General features: G+C 41.0%; 19 protein-coding genes. 9 read left to right on the forward strand and 10 right to left on the reverse strand.

Annotated elements, in window-relative coordinates; genetic code table 11:
• The 4 genes from WBM98_RS13785 to WBM98_RS13800 all read right to left on the reverse strand — a co-directional run.
• A partial coding sequence (locus WBM98_RS13785; protein WP_424366602.1) for an aspartate-semialdehyde dehydrogenase occupies positions 1-523 on the reverse strand: 523 nt, incomplete at its 3' end.
• 245 nt (positions 524-768) lie between these two features.
• The gene (gene mscL / locus WBM98_RS13790; protein WP_424366603.1) at positions 769-1173 is read right to left on the reverse strand and encodes a large conductance mechanosensitive channel protein MscL; all 405 of its coding nucleotides are present in this window, start codon (positions 1171-1173) and stop codon (positions 769-771) included.
• Between the two features lie 81 nt (positions 1174-1254).
• Positions 1255-2364, reverse strand: coding sequence for an alanine racemase (gene alr, locus WBM98_RS13795; protein WP_424366604.1), 1110 nt, complete (start codon positions 2362-2364; stop codon positions 1255-1257).
• A complete protein-coding gene (locus WBM98_RS13800; RefSeq protein WP_424366605.1) occupies positions 2357-3001 on the reverse strand; it encodes a thymidine kinase in 645 nt (214 codons plus the stop codon). Before WBM98_RS13800 ends, alr begins: the two co-directional genes overlap by 8 nt.
• 106 nt (positions 3002-3107) lie before the next feature.
• On the opposite strand from WBM98_RS13800, the gene WBM98_RS13805 reads away from it, so the two are divergent.
• The 3 genes from WBM98_RS13805 to WBM98_RS13815 all read left to right on the forward strand — a co-directional run bounded on the left by WBM98_RS13805 (position 3108) and on the right by WBM98_RS13815 (position 5707).
• Entirely contained in the window at positions 3108-3797 is a 690-nt protein-coding gene (locus WBM98_RS13805) for a hypothetical protein (RefSeq protein ID WP_424366606.1), read from the forward strand.
• A gap of 70 nt (positions 3798-3867) precedes the next feature.
• Positions 3868-4542, forward strand: coding sequence for a 16S rRNA (cytidine(1402)-2'-O)-methyltransferase (gene rsmI / locus WBM98_RS13810; RefSeq protein WP_424366607.1), 675 nt, complete (start codon positions 3868-3870; stop codon positions 4540-4542).
• Positions 4543-4579: 37 nt separating this feature from the next.
• Positions 4580-5707: a DUF819 family protein gene (locus WBM98_RS13815; RefSeq protein WP_424366608.1), complete on the forward strand. Its 1128-nt coding sequence runs from the start codon at positions 4580-4582 to the stop codon at positions 5705-5707.
• A gap of 262 nt (positions 5708-5969) precedes the next feature.
• Here WBM98_RS13815 and WBM98_RS13820 read toward each other — a convergent pair whose 3' ends face one another.
• Positions 5970-6572: a carboxymuconolactone decarboxylase family protein gene (locus tag WBM98_RS13820; protein WP_424366609.1), complete on the reverse strand. Its 603-nt coding sequence runs from the start codon at positions 6570-6572 to the stop codon at positions 5970-5972.
• 49 nt (positions 6573-6621) lie between these two features.
• Here WBM98_RS13820 and WBM98_RS13825 point away from each other — a divergent pair, with 49 nt between their 5' ends.
• From WBM98_RS13825 to WBM98_RS13845, 5 genes are all read left to right on the forward strand, one after another.
• A complete protein-coding gene (locus WBM98_RS13825; protein ID WP_424366610.1) occupies positions 6622-7053 on the forward strand; it encodes an OsmC family protein in 432 nt (143 codons plus the stop codon).
• A 156-nt stretch (positions 7054-7209) separates the two neighbouring features.
• Entirely contained in the window at positions 7210-7419 is a 210-nt protein-coding gene (locus tag WBM98_RS13830; protein ID WP_424366611.1) for a GIY-YIG nuclease family protein, read from the forward strand.
• Positions 7420-7573: 154 nt separating this feature from the next.
• Entirely contained in the window at positions 7574-9283 is a 1710-nt protein-coding gene (gene recJ / locus WBM98_RS13835; RefSeq protein ID WP_424366612.1) for a single-stranded-DNA-specific exonuclease RecJ, read from the forward strand.
• Positions 9284-9292: 9 nt separating this feature from the next.
• Positions 9293-9679 (forward strand): VOC family protein, encoded by a 387-nt coding sequence (locus WBM98_RS13840; protein ID WP_424366613.1) that lies wholly within the window; start codon positions 9293-9295, stop codon positions 9677-9679.
• Between the two features lie 19 nt (positions 9680-9698).
• The gene (locus WBM98_RS13845) at positions 9699-10958 is read left to right on the forward strand and encodes an MFS transporter (protein ID WP_424366614.1); all 1260 of its coding nucleotides are present in this window, start codon (positions 9699-9701) and stop codon (positions 10956-10958) included.
• A gap of 1 nt (position 10959) precedes the next feature.
• Here the strand turns inward: WBM98_RS13845 and WBM98_RS13850 are convergent, their stop codons facing one another.
• From WBM98_RS13850 to WBM98_RS13870, 5 genes are all read right to left on the reverse strand, one after another.
• Complete coding sequence (locus WBM98_RS13850; protein ID WP_424366615.1) at positions 10960-11721, reverse strand: UDP-2,3-diacylglucosamine diphosphatase; 762 nt, start codon at positions 11719-11721, stop codon at positions 10960-10962.
• A gap of 35 nt (positions 11722-11756) precedes the next feature.
• Positions 11757-12206 carry a 6-pyruvoyl trahydropterin synthase family protein gene (locus WBM98_RS13855; protein WP_424366616.1) on the reverse strand — a complete coding sequence of 150 codons (450 nt, stop codon included), beginning with the start codon at positions 12204-12206 and terminating at the stop codon, positions 11757-11759.
• A 52-nt stretch (positions 12207-12258) separates the two neighbouring features.
• Positions 12259-13380 carry an acyltransferase family protein gene (locus WBM98_RS13860; RefSeq protein WP_424366617.1) on the reverse strand — a complete coding sequence of 374 codons (1122 nt, stop codon included), beginning with the start codon at positions 13378-13380 and terminating at the stop codon, positions 12259-12261.
• A gap of 96 nt (positions 13381-13476) precedes the next feature.
• Positions 13477-14334: a LytTR family transcriptional regulator DNA-binding domain-containing protein gene (locus WBM98_RS13865; protein WP_424366618.1), complete on the reverse strand. Its 858-nt coding sequence runs from the start codon at positions 14332-14334 to the stop codon at positions 13477-13479.
• A 2-nt stretch (positions 14335-14336) separates the two neighbouring features.
• The gene (locus WBM98_RS13870) at positions 14337-15443 is read right to left on the reverse strand and encodes a Gfo/Idh/MocA family protein (protein ID WP_424366619.1); all 1107 of its coding nucleotides are present in this window, start codon (positions 15441-15443) and stop codon (positions 14337-14339) included.
• Between the two features lie 300 nt (positions 15444-15743).
• On the opposite strand from WBM98_RS13870, the gene WBM98_RS13875 reads away from it, so the two are divergent.
• Complete coding sequence (locus WBM98_RS13875; RefSeq protein WP_424366620.1) at positions 15744-16805, forward strand: serine hydrolase domain-containing protein; 1062 nt, start codon at positions 15744-15746, stop codon at positions 16803-16805.
• The last annotated feature ends 761 nt before the right edge of the window (positions 16806-17566 follow it).

A 17566-nucleotide genomic window follows, 5' to 3' on the forward strand; every position in this document is an offset into this window, starting at 1 on the left:
CCTGTATGCCGGCGATCTCATTTTCCAATTGTTGTACCGCTTTGACCCCAGTACCTGAAACGGATTGGTAGGTAGATACGATCACCCGTTTCATTTTATATTTTTCATGCAAGGGCGCTAGGGCCATGACCAATTGAATGGTTGAGCAATTGGGATTGGCAATAATCTTGTCCTCGGCGGTCAACTCATTGGCATTGATTTCAGGGACGACTAATTTTTTGGTGGGATCCATACGCCAAGCGGATGAATTATCAACTACGGTTGTCCCAACTTCAGCGAATTTAGGGGCCCATTCCAAGGAGGTGTCACCACCTGCGGAAAAAATGGCGATATCCGGTTTTGCAGCGACTGCTTGGGAGAGACCTATTACGGTATGGTCTTCGCCCTTATATTTTAATTTTTTTCCTACAGAACGTTCTGATGCTACCAACAATAGTTCCGTAATGGGAAAATTTCGTTCTGCCAATACTTTTAGCATTACTTCACCGACCATTCCTGTGGCCCCGACAACTGCAATTTTCATAATGATTTTAATTTAGAGGGCAAATGTAGTTCAAGCTATGGGATCGGACAAGACAAATCCCTTTGATTAATTAAAATATAACATTTTGTTATGTTTGTAACAATTATTGGAATACCATTTCCAAATCATCCCTACATCCCTATTGAAAAAGGTATGAAAAGAAAAACCGGCTCTATATATCGAAGAGCCGGTTTGATTGTTTTTTAGTGTAGCGGTCACCAGAAACTATTCTGGTATCTATTTTACTATTTCTTTTTCAAAAGATCACGAATCTCAGCCAATAGATCTTCTTGACTTGGTCCTGCTGGTGCAGGTGGTGCAGGTGGCGTCTTTGTTTTGTTATACGCCTTGACGATCACGAACATCACCAAACCTACAATCAATAGATTGACAATGGTGTTTACCCAAGCTCCCCAGCGAATGGCATTTTCAGCAACATACCCTTCAGCTCCTTCTACTCCTGATGCTTCGGTAAGTACAATTTTAAGGTTGGCGAAATCCATTCCGCCCGCGAAATGTCCGACAATCGGCATAATGATATCGGCAACAAAACCATTTACGACAAGGCCTACGGCCCCCGCTAAAATAACGGCAACGGCAAATTCGATGACATTACCGGTCATGATAAAATTCTTGAATTCTTTTAACATTTTAAGTGTTTTATAGTTAATAATTAATGTACGCGCAAGGTAGTTAAAAAAAGGTTTCCTAACAAAATGTTAAAAAGGTTTTTAGAGACCCTTTAATATTCTGGTAACCCGTTGTGAAAGACCGGTAATAAGTTCATAGGAAATGGTATTGGCATAAGCGGCGAATTCCTCAGCCGTGGGTTTTTTTCCAAAAACAATGACTTCATCACCTTCCTTACAGGCGATACCGGTTACGTCGATCATAATCATATCCATACATACATTACCGATTATGGGCGCCATTTTGCCATTGACATTTACCCAAGCCTTGCCATTTCCGTATTGTCTACCGATACCATCTGCATGGCCTAAAGGCAATGTGGCCGTGACCGTGACACCTTTTGAGGAAAAAGCCCTATTATAACCCACACTTTCATTGGGGGCAATATGGTGAATTTGGGAAATGATGGTTTTTAAGGTAACTACGGGTTCAAATTCCGCATCGATTTTTATATCATTACCAAACCCATATAGTCCGATTCCGCTACGAACCATATCAAATTGTGCCTTGGGATAATTCAAGATACCCGAAGTATTCAACAAGTGTTTAAAGGGGCTATACCCTAATTTTTTGGTCACCAATCCGGCAATTTTACTGAATGACGCTATCTGCCGTTCTGTAAAATCTTGCTCTTTCATGTCCTCGGAAGCTGCCAAATGGGAAAAAACAGATGCCACTTTCAATTCCTTCCTTCCTTCCAACGACTTAACGATACCTTCGATCTCTTTCTCATGAAAGCCCAACCGATTGAGACCGGTATTGAATTTGAGATGAACGGGATACTCTTTTTGTTCATTCCGTTTTGCGGCTTCCAAAAACTCCCGAAGTACCTTGGGGGAGTAAATGCTCGGCTCCAGACAGTTTTTGATAAGTGCATCAAAATTCAGATGTTGGGGATGCAGTACCAAGATAGGTTTTTGTAGGCCTGCCTTGCGCAAGGCAATGCCCTCTTTTACATAGGCGACCGCAAAATAATCGACTCCCAATGCCTCCAATCTTGTAGCGATTTGAACGGCATCCGACCCATAGGCATAAGCCTTGACCACTGCTAAAAATTTGGTTTTCGGATGTAATCGGGAACGTAAAAAACGATAATTATGTTCCAAGGCAGTCATATCGATTTCCAGGGTGGTTTCCGAGATTTTAGGCATTGGTGTCTTTTTTGGTTTTAGGGATCTCCTCAACATTCACCTCAATGTCCTTGACCCTTTCCTTTAGCATGGCCTTGTAATAGGCGGCCCTACTCAAAGGTTCATATTCTTCAGTTTCGCCTAACAAGACCAGATCATCATTCAGGGCTTTTCTAAAACTGTAGTGCGCTAAATTACCCGTTCGTGTGCATACTGCATGCACTTTGGTGACATACTCAGCCGTTGCCATCAAGGCCGGCATGGGTCCAAATGGATTGCCCTTAAAATCCATGTCAAGACCGGCAACGATAACACGAACCCCTTTATTGGCAAGGTCATTGCAAACCGTGACGATTTCATCATCAAAAAATTGGGCTTCATCAATACCGATAACATCACAGGTGTCGGCCAAAATTCGAATGTTGGCAGCTGCGGGCACTGGGGTCGAACGTATTTCATTGGCGTCGTGCGAGACCACATTTTCCTCATGGTATCTTCGATCTATCATCGGTTTGAAGATCTCGACCTTTTGCCTGGCAAATTGGGCGCGTTTCAACCTACGGATAAGTTCTTCGGTTTTGCCGGAGAACATAGAGCCGCAGATAACCTCTATCCAACCGAATTGTTCCTTATGATTAACGGTATTTTCGAGAAACATTTTGTAATTTTAAGACGAAAATAAGGTCTTTTTTCGTTCTTAGTTTAAAGCAGTATAAAGTTATTCAAAAAAGATCCATCTTTTTCCAAAAGAAAAAATAAAGGAAATGAAAAGAAAATTGAAAGAGGAATTGGTGAAATTGTCGAAGGACATTATCAACTCTGGGAATTTAAATGATATCGGCGAACAGTATGAGACCGCCAAAAACCTATATGAAAAATTGGCCGTTTTAAAATTCATCGAGGAAAAATTGAATGATATTGAGGTCGATGTCACAAAAAATGTAATTGCGGCTAGGTTCGAGACCATGGCAAACGCCGTTTTAAATGTGGATTCTTCCGTTCCTGAAAGCAACCCCCATGAAGAGGATATCATGACACCTGGGATGCAGACCATAAGAGATATGGTCTCTGAAATGCCGAATTCAGGTGCAATCGATGAGGTCTTGACAGAATTTATGGCCAAGCCCAATTTTATGAAGAATGATAAGGAGTTATTTATGCCCAAAGCAGGTGATGACCTGCAAAAAGACACCAAAATAAAATCATTGAACGATAAATTGGTTGAAAAGGAGCTTAAGATCGATTTGAATAACCGTTTGGCCTTTGTGAAGCATCTTTTCAATGACAATATGGAAGATTATAATCGCGTTTTGTCGCAATTGAATACGATCGATACCGAGGAACGTTGTATGGCGTTTATTGAGAACATGGTAAAACCGGATTATAATAATTGGGAAGGAAAGGAAGAATTCGTAGAACGTCTTCTGGCTTTGATAGCCCGTAAGTTTTCCTAAGTTGTTCCCTGTAAGAAGTATAATTTGGCCGGAAGTTGGTGTACGACTTTCGGCTTCTTAGTTGTAGCGTATGGGTAAATTATATATTGTGCCAACCCCTATAGGTAATCTTGAGGATATGACCCTGCGTGCGATCCGTATCCTAAAGGAAGTGACGCTGATCTTGGCAGAGGATACCCGTACCAGCGGCAAACTGTTGCATCATTTTGACATCAACACCCCGATGCAAAGCCACCACATGCATAATGAGCATAAAACGGTCGCTAGTATATTAAAACGATTACAACATAGTGTAGATGATATTGCCTTGATTTCAGATGCGGGTACCCCAGCAATCTCAGACCCCGGTTTTTTGCTTACCAGGGCTTGTGTTGAAAATGGCATTGACGTTGAATGCCTTCCTGGGGCAACAGCCTTTGTGCCTGCGCTGGTGAACAGTGGCTTACCCAATGACCGATTTGTATTTGAAGGTTTTCTGCCCGTAAAAAAAGGGAGACAGACCCGATTGAAACTTTTGGCCGAGGAAACACGGACCATGATTTTTTATGAATCACCGCACAAATTGGTAAAGACATTGGGCCATTTTGCGGAATTCTTTGGGGAAGAGCGGGCCATATCGGTTTCCAGGGAATTGACCAAACTGTATGAGGAGACCATTCGGGGAACTTTGAAGGATGTGTTGGAATATTATACAGAGAAACCCCCCAAAGGGGAAATCGTAATTGTGGTCAAGGGTAAAAATTAATTGATAATCATATATAGAAATACTTTAATTTGACCTCATGGTAATACCTTGGGTCATTGTTTTGTTCACTGTAGTATCGGTTTATTATGTAGACCGGTGGGAAAACAAGCATATTAAATCCCTTTTCGATTGGGTTCCGGCCATCTTATTGGCCTATATTATTCCCGCGATTATTTCGTATATATTGGATGCGGATTTTTCCCAGGCTGCTATCCATACTGCAAGCAAAGACTATTTCATACCTCTGGCCATAATTGCTGTAATGAGCAGCTTGTCTTTGGGACAACTACAGGCCATAGGGTGGAAGCCCATTGTGCTTTTTGTTTCGGGATCTATGTTCATCGCTATATTCCCGGTGTTATTGGGACTAGGATTACGGGATACCGAATTGATTTCACAAACCTTGATCGCTGAGGAATACTGGATGGGAATTCCGCCTATTGTTGGCAGTTGGATCGGGGGTAGTACTAGCCAATTGGTTTTGAAGGAACTGGTGGAATGTCCAGAGCATATCTTTTTATCTGTTTTGGTGATGGATAATATTTTGGTGAATATTTGGACCATACTCATGTTTCAGTTCATCAAAAAAAGTGGGTTGATGAACAAAAAACTCAAGATTACCGATGTGGGTATTCCTGAGGATATTAGGGTTGACAAAGGGAAAGCGATTCCTATATGGATCAGTGCGTTGGTACTACTAGGGATGGTTTTCCTTTGTAATTGGGTAATTGACAGTTTCGTAGGAAGAATCGTGGCCCTTTCATTTCTAGGGTTGGCCTTGAGCAATCTGTTGCCTAAATGGAATTACCAGTTTGCCCTTAAGGTTGGTGGTATCCTCATAATTCTTGTAATGGCGGTTTTAGGGTTGAAACTTCAATTTGCGACCCTGGGCTTTAACTCCTCTTTCCTATGGTTTTTAATGGCATGGCTGGTTGGGCATTTTGTTTTTATGATGCTGATTGCCAAACTATTGAACATCAACATGGCCTGGGTTCCCATCGCCAGTATGGCCAATGTTGGGGGAATTGCCACTACACCGGCGGTTACGGCTGCCTACGAGAAAAAATGGATGCCCCATGCCATTGTATTGGCCATTCTTAGTATGGCCACAGGCACTTTTTGGGGGATGTTGACCATTTATTTACTCAGGACGTTTTTAGTATAAAAATAGATCTGTAATTTCGACCCCTTCGTCTAAGTTTATTTTAAGCGCCCGCCTGCCTCTGGCACGGAAGTCAAAAGGTTCAGGACAAGCTCTCGGAGAAATCGCACTCAGGAATCATGAGGATGTGATTTCTCCTCACTATCGTTCGTTCGAAATGACATCATTTAAATGAAATGTGACCGATGGTTTACTGTGCAAACCTTCTAATCAAAATGATATTGACATTTAATAGCATAGCTTTCTATCAACTATCAATTATCAACTAATATCTAGATCCGTCATGCTTCCCTTTTTCCCAACCATGTTTCCCCAAATAGTGCTCTCCACTTTCAACCGCCCCATCTTCGATGGATGTGCCCATAGAATCGTTCCAGCGGTTTAAATAACCAAAAAGGGAAATAACGCCCAACATTTCCACAATCTCACCTTCATTCCAGTGGTTGTATAAGCGCTCCTTTATTTCAGCATCCACGGCATTGGGCACTTGGGAAGCTGCCAAGGAAAAGTCCAATGCAGCCCGTTCAGCCTCCGAAAAAGAAGGGTGGGTCCGGTATTCCCAAATATGGTCCAATTGTTCCTGTTCGGCCCCATAACGCTCGGCGGCCCGTATGGCATGGGCCTGACAATATCGACACCCTGCAGCATTACTGCTCACCCATGCAATCATTCTTTTTAGGGCGGAAGTTACCCTTCCTTCATTAGCCATTACGGCTTTGTTCAAGGTAATGAAAGCCTTTGAAATAGCAGGCCGATGTTGCATCGTTAAAACCGAATTGGGACAGAAGCCCAACGTCTCATTAAAGAACTCTGCCAGCTTTTGGGTTTCTGGGTCATGTTGGGGGTCAAGGGGCGTAACTAGTGGCATATTTTTGTATTAATATTGTATTTTTACATTTCACAAGTAACGAAATATTATGGGTACTACAAATCATATCACCACCAAATGGTTGGGCGGAATGGCGTTTGAAAGTAATAATCCCTCAGGGCATGATCTTCGGATCGATGCGGGTCCGGATGACGGAGGGGAAGGCAGTGGATTTCGCCCCAAAGCGCTAATGCTATCGGCACTGGCAGGATGTTCGGGTTTGGATGTGGCCTCGCTTATTAAAAAAATGAAGCTCAATGTTGATAGCTTTCAGATCGATACCATCGCCAATTTAACTGACGAACATCCGAAATATTATGATGCGGTAACTATGGAATTTCATTTTCACGGAAAGGATCTGGATGAAAAGAAATTGCAGCGGGCGGTTGACCTCTCTGTGGAAAAGTATTGCGGCGTTATGGAAATGTTTCGGCAGTTTGCGAAATTGGATGTTAAGACTGTTTTTCATCATTCTAATTAGTATAAAAATTTCTGTCAGTTCGAGTGATTCCGATTATAATCGGAATCGTATCGAGAACAATTATAGGCAAGTATGAAATTATCCTTTGTATATATATTGTAATGTGCGGATAATACATTGTATATAGGTGTCACATCAAATCTGGAACGAAAAATTGTGGAACATCAAATAGTAAAGTATATGGATAGTTACACCTATAATAGAAGACCTGCTAATTTAGTATTCTATCGCGAGTTTACCGATAGTATAATGGCCATTGAAATGGAAAAGCAAATAAAAAAATGGTCACAGTCTAAAAAGATTGCATTAATCAATGGCACATATGATTTGTTGCCTAATTTGGCAAAAAAGAAATTTAGCAAATAGGTTCTCGATACGCCCTGAAAGGAGTTCAGGGCACTCGAACTGACGGCCGGAATTAAGTATATTAATCGCCACCATTATAAAAAACAAGGGTTAAGCACCTACTAAATAAATTATTTTGAATTTGCACTTGACCTTTGAACTTGCATTTTAAGTTATGCGTTGGACAATAAAACCTAAACCCGAACCACAGCAAATAAAAGCACTTGCCCGTGCGTTGAAGGTAGATGGGTTGGTGGCACAATTGCTGCTGCAACGCGGAATTACCACGTACGAGGAAGCCAAAAAGTTCTTCCGTCCGGAATTGACCGATCTGCATGATCCTTTTTTTATGAAGGATATGGATGTGGCCATTGCACGGATCGAAAATGCCATGACGAATGGCGAGAATATATTGGTTTTTGGCGATTACGATGTCGATGGCACTACTGCGGTAGCCTTGGTATCCTCTTATTTATTACAACATTATCCCAATGTAGCCACGTATATTCCGGATCGATATGATGAAGGGTATGGCATTTCATATAAAGGGATAGATTTTGCCGAGGATAATGGTTTTTCATTGATCATTGCCCTTGATTGTGGGGTAAAGGCCATTGAAAAAGTGGCTTATGCCAAGGAGAAAGGGGTCGATTTTATCATCTGTGACCATCACAGACCCGGGGACCAATTACCTGATGCTGTTGCGGTATTAGACCCAAAACGGGATGACTGTTCCTATCCCTATGACGAGCTTTGCGGTTGCGGCGTGGGCTTTAAACTGGTGCAAGCGTTGGCCGTAAATTATGGGGAAACCATAGAGGATCTTGTGCCTTATCTGGATTTGGTAGCTACAGCGATAGGGGCCGACATTGTTCCGATTACGGGGGAGAATCGGGTTTTGGCCTATTTTGGGTTACAGGTGATCAATACCAATCCAAGAATAGGATTCGAGGCCATAATCAATCAAATCAAGAAAAAGGAGCTCACCATTACCGATGTGGTCTTTATCATAGCGCCACGTATAAATGCGGCAGGGCGAATGAAACATGGCCAGCATGCCGTTAATTTGCTGATTGAAACCAATTTGGAACAAGCCGAAGTTATTGCCAAGGAAATAGAACAATATAATTTCGATAGAAAAAATCTAGATCAGGAAATCACGGCCGAAGCCTTGGTACAGATTATGGAAAACCAAGAGGAAGAGCGATTTACCTCGGTAGTGTTTAAAGATACCTGGCATAAAGGGGTCATCGGTATTGTGGCTTCCCGATTGACCGAGACCTATTATCGCCCCACCTTGGTTTTCACCAAAAGCGGGGAAAAGTTGGCAGCTTCGGCACGTTCGGTGAAAGGTTTTGATGTTTATAATGCCTTACAGGAATGTTCGGACTGCATTGAGCAGTTCGGGGGACATAAATATGCTGCGGGATTAACCTTATTGCCAGAACAGTATGGTCCTTTTAAGGCAAAGTTCGAGAAAGTGGTGACCGAAAGTATTGAACCTCATTTATTGATACCGGAAATCAAGGTAGATAGTTTAATTTCATTGAAAGAAATAACCCCTAAATTACTACGGATCATCAATCAGTTTGCTCCTTTTGGCCCCGGAAATATGACTCCCGTTTTTATGGCGGAAGGGTTGCATGATACAGGCTATGCCAAAGGGGTTGGGGACGATGGCAAACATTTGAAATGTAAGGTTTCACAAAGCAAGACAGCTACTACGGGAAAGGGAGCTAGGTCTTTTGATGCCATAGGCTTCAACCTGGGTGACAAACTCTCCTTACTACAGGATGGAAAAAGGTTCAGCGCGGTATTTACCATTGAGGAAAACGAATGGAACGGTAATGTGAGCATCCAATTAAAAGTAAAGGATATTAAATAGGACAATTCAATGAAAATCGAACATTTGGCTATTTGGGTCATGGATTTGGAAGGCATGAAAACCTTTTACACGACCTATTTCGGGGCCAAATCCGAGGAAAAATATCATAATCACAACACCAACTTCACGTCCTATTTTTTAAGGTTTGAAGACGGTCCAAAATTGGAATTGATGCACCGTCCGGATGTTGTCCGTAGACCAAATGATAGGGAAGAACAACTAGGGATTACCCATTTTGCGATTGCTGTAGGCACAAAGAAAAAGGTGGATCGACTTACGGAACGGTTAAGGCAAGCAGGACACGAAATCGTCGGTGAACCAAGAACCACTGGGGATGGGTATTATGAAAGTGTAGTTTTAGATCTCGAAAACAATAGAATTGAAATCACTGAATAAGCAGCAATAGATTTTGCAAATGGATCCGTACGCAGCATTAAGAATCAGGGAGTTCAATGTATTTCTAGGGGCCCGTTTCGCCATGGTTTTCGCGTGGGCCATGCAGTTTATTGTCATAGAGTGGCAAGTATATTCATTGACTAAAGACCCCCTCTCACTTGGGATTATCGGACTTATGGAAGTAATTCCCGCCGTTTCCATGGCGTTATTTGCAGGCCATATCGTTGATCAAAAAGAGAAACGAAATTTATTGATCAAGTGCCTTTTTGGATTCTCGGTAATAAGTCTAGGACTATTTGTTTTAAGTTGGCCGGATTTCTCTACGATGGTTTCCTCAAAAGCCATACTCTGGTCTATATATGTTTTAGTCTTTTTTGGGGGAATAGTCAGGGCATTTTTAGGCCCAACGATTTTCTCTTTAATGGCCTTGCTCGTCCCCAAGAAGTTATATCCAAACGCAGCTACTTGGAGCAGTACAACCTGGCAAATGGCCTCGGTATTGGGCCCTGCCACGGCAGGGTTTTCTATCAGTCTCATAGGTGTTCATTGGTCTATGTGCCTGATTTTCTTTTGTACTTTAATTGCCCTAACGGCCATTTCCCGAATTTCCCGGAAACCGATTTTAAATCCAAAAATAGGGGAACCGGTTTTTCAAAGCTTAAAAGAAGGCATTCAATTCGTTTTTAAAACAAAGGCTATTTTGGGTGCCCTTACCCTTGATATGATTGCCGTACTTTTTGGCGGGGCTATTGCACTGCTCCCTATCTATGCACAGGATATTCTTCATGTAGGCGCTGAGGGGTTTGGTATTCTAAGGGCGGCACCTGCGGTAGGGGCGGCATTGACCATGGTGGGTTCAACCCGATTTCCACTTTATAAAAATGCAGGTAAGAAATTATTGCTTTCCATTTTCTTTTTCGGGGTCTGTATCATCGTTTTTGGTTTATCCACTTCTTTTTGGTTGTCAGTGGGGACCTTATTTATAAGTGGGGCCGTAGATGGTGTTTCAATGATTATACGGCAAACGATATTACAATTAAAGACGCCTGATAATATGAGGGGAAGGGTAGCTTCGGTAAATTCTATGTTCGTTGGGTCTTCAAATGAACTAGGGGCTTTTGAAAGCGGGGCTACGGCCAAGTTAATGGGAACGGTTACTGCTGTGGTTTTTGGCGGTTGTATGACCATATTAACCGTAGGAATCACAACCTTCGCCTTACCCTCATTTAGGAGATTAGATCTACGAAAGGATATTGAGGAGCATTCAGTTACGGAATAAGCTAGTACTTTTCCAGTGAAAATTTTTCGCCATCAAAAACACCATACGTAAAATAGGAAACCCAATCCCCAAGGTTTATATATTTCGATTTTTCGTTCAGGTCAATTTCCAAGGGTAGATGGCGATGCCCGAACACAAAAAAATCATGGTGTTCCTGTTCCAGTTTTCTTCGGCTATAGTGTACCAACCACTCTTTGTCCTCCCCTAGGAATTTGATGTCCTCATCACCGGAAATCAATTTATTCTTTACCGAAAGGTACTGTGCCAAACGCACCCCGAAATCAGGATGTAGCCATTTAAAGAACCATTTGGCCACAGGATTGGTGAATACTTTTTTCATGCGTTTGAACCCTTTGTCACCGGGCCCCAAACCATCGCCATGGCCAATCAGGAAGACAGTGTTGTTCAAAGTAAATTGCTTTGGTTTATGATAGACCGGAATATTCAATTCGGCTTCAAAGTACCCGTTCATCCATAGGTCATGGTTGCCCACGAAATAATAAATAGGGATACCGGCATCGGTGAGTTCGGCTAGCTTTCCCAAGGTTCGTGTAAAACCTTTGGGAACAACGGTTTGGTATTCAAACCAAAAATCAAAGAGATCGCCTAGGAGAAAGATCGCGGCTGCATCCTTTTTAACGACATCTAACCAAGCGACGAATCGTTTTTCCCGTGGCAGACTTTTTTCCATGGTAGGGGCTCCTAGATGGTTGTCACTGGCGAAGTAGATTTTTTTGCCTTCTGGAATGTCGATAGATTTCATAGGTAGCGTAAATATAGGAAAATCCCGTTGGCCAGCTAATTGTCAGAGGCATACCACTCGGCAAAGGAGGTAGCTGTTTCTTGAAGTTTCAAAGAATGGAGCGTAATAGTTTTGGGAAGCCTAGCCTTGATTTTTTCAGCAAAATCGACTACCATATTCTCACTGGTCGGCTGATAGTCGGCCAAGATCACCTTATGGTCCCTTCGCATTAATTCTTGGGCCAGTTCAACATGCGGGGTATTTTTATTAAAGATGGTGGCATGGTCGAAAGGGTCGACAATCTCTTCTTTTACGATTTTCTTCAGATCGCCAAAATCGATGACCATGCCCAATTTAACATGGGATGTGTCCGTGATTGGGGTTCCGATTACCGTGACGGATAGTTTATAACTGTGTCCGTGTACATTTCTACATTTACCATCATACCCATAAAGGGCATGGCCCGTTTCGAAGGTAAATTGCTTCGTGATTCTAATCGTGTTCATTGCTCAGTATTACCGTGCAAAGATAGTTTTTCTTGAAAATGAAAACGCCATATCAGCCCTTCTTTATCTTCAATCCGAACAAAGGGCGAATGAATTTAGACCTCCGAATCCCGAATTCATAAATTGTCCATGTAAAAAGAAAGGTGAGTATGAGCATTACGGCAAGTTTTGGTACAATTCCCCAATTGAAGTCCATCAAATAATACCCAATAATGATAATGATGGTTTGGTGTAGTATGTAAAACGGATAGACAGCTTCATTGGCGTATGCCAAGGGCTTGCTGGCTTTGTTCAAGTATTTGGCGGCGTACCCGAATAAGGCCAGAATCCAAGCCCATAGATTAAATACCTTTACCAAAGCTTCCGTAAAGTGGATATAGATAGAGTCCTCGAAGCTTAGAATTATGGTCATATAAAGAGCAAATCCAATTAGTCCACAATAAAGGTAGAGCCTACGATTTTGCTCCACCGTTTTCCAAAATTCCTCTTTCACCGATATCAACATAAAGCCATAAAAGAAAAGGAGCATGGAACTAATGAAGTTGAACCAGTCATCGACCAAGGCATGGGTAACTTCAAAGAAAGGTTCCAATAAAGCTTCGCATAAATAGAGTGGGATAATAAACCAAAAGAGGCTTGACGGTTTCGTTGCCAGCTTTTTTATCCAAAGTGTGAATGTGTTCAGCGGATGTTTTCTAAGATATAGGAATAAGGGGATCAGGAGCAATGAGAAAACAAGTAAGTACGGCAAGAACCAAAGATGGTGCCAACTAAAATTTCCTTCTGGGTAAATGCCATTGAAGGCGTGTGCAGGCCAAAAGTCAAAATACCCCTCTTGGAATTCGTTGTTGACCAAGCGCTCTATATACACTTGTGGGGGAACGATAAGGAGCATCCCTACGGTCAATGGAATGTATAACCGTACAATTCTTTCGAGCACAAATTGCTTTCCTGATCTTTTGTTCAAGGCATAGTAAGTGCCCATCCCGGAAATAACAAACAAAATGGGCAATCGCCATTGGTTGATAAACAACATGGGATAGGTTAGCCATTCGCAGATCACATTGTTTTTAATATGCCATCCCCAGGGAACAAAAAACATCCCCACATGATAAAAAATCAACAAGGCAAAAACCAGTACCCTAAGCCAATCTAGATCGTGTCTACGCATCATCGTAATCTTTATATGGCAAATATAAAGGCAACAAAAACGCAAATTATAAACTTGGGACGAGTAACAAACCTTTGGTACAAAGAACAAGTTAAAGGCTTACGTTTTGAGACTTTCCTCAAGTTTTGGGATATAAGCTCTAGAAACCGGAACAGTACCCTCAGATGCATTTAGGTCCAATTTATACCCTTGTGCATTGCCATTGATTTTGACAATGTGGTTGAGGTTGACCATATAGGAACGATGTGTTCGGATGATATTCCCAAACCGATCTAGTTGGGATTCCAGATTTTTTATAGAGATCCTTTTCAGCTTTTTGTCAATGCCGGCATCGGTCTGCATGAATATTTCGGCATAATTGCGATCCGCCTTGGCGTACAGAAAATGGGTTATATCCAAATTGAAATCATCGCTTTTTACATCGGTTACAATATAGATTTGAGAGTTTTCCGATTTTTTGGTTCTTGGGGATAAGAAACTGGCCCTATTTTGGTTTTTACGGTACAGATGGCTAAAATTCAATGGCACCAAAATGGCCACAAAAAGAATACCGACCAAAAAGGTATTCCTTATTTCCTCGATTAAGTACGTCCACGACCAATTATTGGGGTTGTCATAAATAACATCGCGGATCAAAAACTGTCCAATGCCTACCAACATCAAAAACGAGCTTAAAAACAGAATTTCTTTCAAGACATTCCATTTTTCAACCTGTTTAGGCAAGAGTTTAAGGCATAGGAACATGATAAAAAACACAATGGCCGTAACCAAGGCATGTATCAAAGAGATAAGAAAATAACTCATTTTATGTTCTGGCACGTACACATTGAAAGGTTCAAAGAAATAATTGAAACCAAAAGACATGAGGAATACTACGACTAAAAGCGTATAGAAGGTTTTTCCTTCAAAGTAAAAGGGATAGGGTTGCGATAGAAATCGATGTACTATATTCCACATTTTTATTCCTGTTCAAAAAAATCATTCCAAACCACGGTTTGTCCCATTTTGGCCGCATGTTTGGCCGCTTCCAATATCTGTACAACGACAAGATTATTTTCCATGGCCCCAAGATCGAATGGTTGCATGGGATATTCTTCCTTGACCAACTTTGTAAAATAGGCGAAAGGATCGTGTATGCCTTTGGGTAGGGGATCTGCCTTGAAAGGTTTTGGGCCGTCCTTCTCATTGGCCATGATTTGCATATCCACGCCATTTTCACAGATCACATAACCGTGTTTGCCATAGACGGACATATCTTTTCTACTGTGTGACCAATTCCAGGAAGCTTGGATCACGACCTCTGTTTTGGGGTAGGTAAGGATAATCGTTGCGTCATCATCAACATTTGGGTAAATGTCCGGTTTGGTTTGTTGGGTAACACAGGTTACGGTAATTGGGGTTTCTCCTTTCATAATGTAGGTGGTGATATTCGCACCATAACAACCAAAATCGGTCAAGGCCCCACCTCCGTTTAATACGGGGTCGGTCAACCAGTCTAAAAACTCCTTGCTACAACCGATTTCCTTGGGTCCGGGGTGTCCAGTATTGAATACGATTTTTCCGATATCCCCCATAGTCTTCCCTTCGTCAATCAGCTCAAACGCCTTGGCATTACTGCCGTACCAGGTGGTTTCATAATTGGTCATTAGATGTACCTTATGCTTTTTTGCGAGGGCGATCATTTTTTGGGCGTGGTCCACACTGACGGCCAATGGTTTTTCTACCATGATATGGATGCCTTTCGGGGCAAAGAATTCCACGACTTCCAAGTGCCCATAAATGTCATTGAAAGCCATTACAGCCTCGGGCTGAACAACCTTTATTAGGTCTTCCATCGAATTGTGCACCAAATCCATGGAGTATTTATATTGTTTGCTGTGTTTTTCGGCCAAAGCTCGATTAGGCTCAACAATGCCTATGATTTCGATATCGCCGACCTTTTCCCTGCCCAAAATCCAATGGACATGATCATGGGTTAAACCTATAATCGCTACGCGCAATGGGTCACCCTTGAATTGGTATTCGGGTGCCGTTGAAGCGGTTTCCTTGGTTTCTTCCGACTCCATAGTGTTCTCTTTTTTTTGTTGGGACTCACAACTTAATAAAGCAAGACACATTAGTATAGCGAAGTGTAGTACAATTTTGGGAATATGCATGTTCGTTGAATTGAATGGATACTCAAATATAAGGAAGTAAGTATTGCGATGTTTTTATAAATTGAAATTAAGGAATTGGTAACTTAGTTGTTGTACGTAGGATAGCATCAATAACTGTATCCTAATTATTCCCTATAAACTATGAAAACGATAAGCATCGTGCTAATCATTATGACTTTTTGAAATTCTTGCAATTCATAGACAGCTAAAATGAACGAAATTGATAAGACACTAACCAAACTAATTGAAAAGAACAAGACACCTTCAGTTCAGTATGTGATTTTCGATACAAATGATATTATACACAAATTTCAAGGTGGTTTTGCTGACATAAAAAACAAAAAAGAAACAACTAAAAAAACAACATACAATGCGTTTTCAGTCACTAAAACATTTACCGCATTGGCTATTTTACAGCTAGCGGAACAGGGAATGATTGATATTGAACAACCCGCAATTAAATATTTGCCAGATTTCCCATATCCACCTGAAATTACCATACGACAATTGTTAAACCATTCGAGTGGAATTCCAAATCCGATTCCTTTAAGTTGGATTCATTTGGCGGATGAACACGCGTCTTTTGACAGAAATGCTTTTTTTAATCAAGTCTATACCAAGAACAACACGACTAAAGCAAGACCGAATGAAAAATATGCCTATTCCAACCTTGGCTATGTGCTACTTGGACAACTAATTGAAAAAGCTACAGGTATCAGCTACGAAGAATTTATCCGTACAAACATTTTGAACCCATTGAAAATCGATATGACTGATATGGATTTTACATTAACGAATAATCACGCAAAAGGGTATCATAAAAAATATAGCTTATCGAATGCAATTTTGGGTTTTATGATTGACAAATCGATATTTGTTGATACTGTAGAAGGGAAATGGAACTCATTTAAAGACAATTATGTCAATGGAGCCTCTTATGGTGGTTTAATTGGAACTTCTGATGCTTTTGTAAAATACGTTCAAGAATTATTAAAGCCAAATGGCAAACTGATAACCAATACGTATAAAAAAAAGCTTTTTTTAGAAAATCTCACTAATAACGGGAAAGCTACAGGAATGTGTTTGTCTTGGTTTAGTGGACAATTAGACGGAAATCAATATTTCGCACACGCTGGAGGAGGAGGAGGATATTATTGCGAAATAAGAATTTATCCGGACATTGGAATTGGAAGTGTGATTATGTTCAATCGCACAGGAATGAAAGATGAACGATTTTTAGATAAACTGGACAAATATGTTACGAATAAATAAAGCCAGCAGGTAATACCGTATCCTATGAAAAGCCTTTGTTTGGTTCTTTAAAGTCAATCAACATCTTCTTTTTTTACTTAAACCACTTTAAAAATCAATATCCTGAAAAAAATAATCACCTTATTATTTATAGTATCCGGCCTGACGCTATACTCACAGTCTGACGAGCTGATTGGAGAATATTATCTTAAACTTGGAGATAAGAAACACCTTATTGAATACAAGTTGAATCTTAATCAAGACGCAACTTTCATTTTCCATGCGTATACAAATCATGAAGCTGGGATTCCGCCAATAATACACAAATATGGAAAAGGGAAGTGGAGTTCGGACGGTAAAGTGATTTCGTTTTTTTCAGACAAGCAAAAAGACTTTGTTCAAATTCATACACTGGACTTTAATAATTCAAAAGCACGATTTATATCAAAACCACCTCGGGACAAAACCGACCGAATTATCAAAACCAGACTTAAGTTTTTTAAATCTGAAATATTCTGGATAGAAGGGCTGGATATTTATAAAATATAACATTTGCTGACATTACAATAATTCATTGCAAGTGTCTGTTTGTAGCAGGCAGGGGTTTCCTAAAACGAAAACCCTATAGTCAGTTACCGCTTGAACTTTCGTCTCGAACGAACACGGTTTACAAAATAGGCAACCACAACAAATAAGGCCAATACGGGGAAAACAAGGTCGCTATTTAGGAAGTTAAGAATATCCATCTTGTCTTTTTTTACTACCTAAAACGGAATTGTTTT

This window comes from Maribacter sp., from assembly GCF_049667165.1.
In the GTDB taxonomy this organism is placed as follows: domain Bacteria; phylum Bacteroidota; class Bacteroidia; order Flavobacteriales; family Flavobacteriaceae; genus Maribacter_A.

What these genes read in the sequence shown, in the direction of transcription:
- WBM98_RS13840 (WP_424366613.1), top strand. Translation starts at nt 9,293, where the DNA reads ATGAAAATCGAACATTTGGCTATTTGGGTCATGGATTTGGAAGGCATG.
- WBM98_RS13865 (WP_424366618.1), bottom strand. Translation starts at nt 14,334, where the DNA reads ATGTGGAATATAGTACATCGATTTCTATCGCAACCCTATCCCTTTTAC.
- WBM98_RS13820 (WP_424366609.1), bottom strand. Translation starts at nt 6,572, where the DNA reads ATGCCACTAGTTACGCCCCTTGACCCCCAACATGACCCAGAAACCCAA.
- WBM98_RS13850 (WP_424366615.1), bottom strand. Translation starts at nt 11,721, where the DNA reads ATGAAATCTATCGACATTCCAGAAGGCAAAAAAATCTACTTCGCCAGT.
- WBM98_RS13875 (WP_424366620.1), top strand. Translation starts at nt 15,744, where the DNA reads ATGAACGAAATTGATAAGACACTAACCAAACTAATTGAAAAGAACAAG.
- recJ (WP_424366612.1), top strand. Translation starts at nt 7,574, where the DNA reads ATGCGTTGGACAATAAAACCTAAACCCGAACCACAGCAAATAAAAGCA.
- WBM98_RS13870 (WP_424366619.1), bottom strand. Translation starts at nt 15,443, where the DNA reads ATGGAGTCGGAAGAAACCAAGGAAACCGCTTCAACGGCACCCGAATAC.
- WBM98_RS13855 (WP_424366616.1), bottom strand. Translation starts at nt 12,206, where the DNA reads ATGAACACGATTAGAATCACGAAGCAATTTACCTTCGAAACGGGCCAT.
- WBM98_RS13860 (WP_424366617.1), bottom strand. Translation starts at nt 13,380, where the DNA reads ATGATGCGTAGACACGATCTAGATTGGCTTAGGGTACTGGTTTTTGCC.
- rsmI (WP_424366607.1), top strand. Translation starts at nt 3,868, where the DNA reads ATGGGTAAATTATATATTGTGCCAACCCCTATAGGTAATCTTGAGGAT.
- WBM98_RS13805 (WP_424366606.1), top strand. Translation starts at nt 3,108, where the DNA reads ATGAAAAGAAAATTGAAAGAGGAATTGGTGAAATTGTCGAAGGACATT.
- alr (WP_424366604.1), bottom strand. Translation starts at nt 2,364, where the DNA reads ATGCCTAAAATCTCGGAAACCACCCTGGAAATCGATATGACTGCCTTG.
- WBM98_RS13800 (WP_424366605.1), bottom strand. Translation starts at nt 3,001, where the DNA reads ATGTTTCTCGAAAATACCGTTAATCATAAGGAACAATTCGGTTGGATA.
- WBM98_RS13845 (WP_424366614.1), top strand. Translation starts at nt 9,699, where the DNA reads ATGGATCCGTACGCAGCATTAAGAATCAGGGAGTTCAATGTATTTCTA.
- mscL (WP_424366603.1), bottom strand. Translation starts at nt 1,173, where the DNA reads ATGTTAAAAGAATTCAAGAATTTTATCATGACCGGTAATGTCATCGAA.
- WBM98_RS13825 (WP_424366610.1), top strand. Translation starts at nt 6,622, where the DNA reads ATGGGTACTACAAATCATATCACCACCAAATGGTTGGGCGGAATGGCG.
- WBM98_RS13815 (WP_424366608.1), top strand. Translation starts at nt 4,580, where the DNA reads ATGGTAATACCTTGGGTCATTGTTTTGTTCACTGTAGTATCGGTTTAT.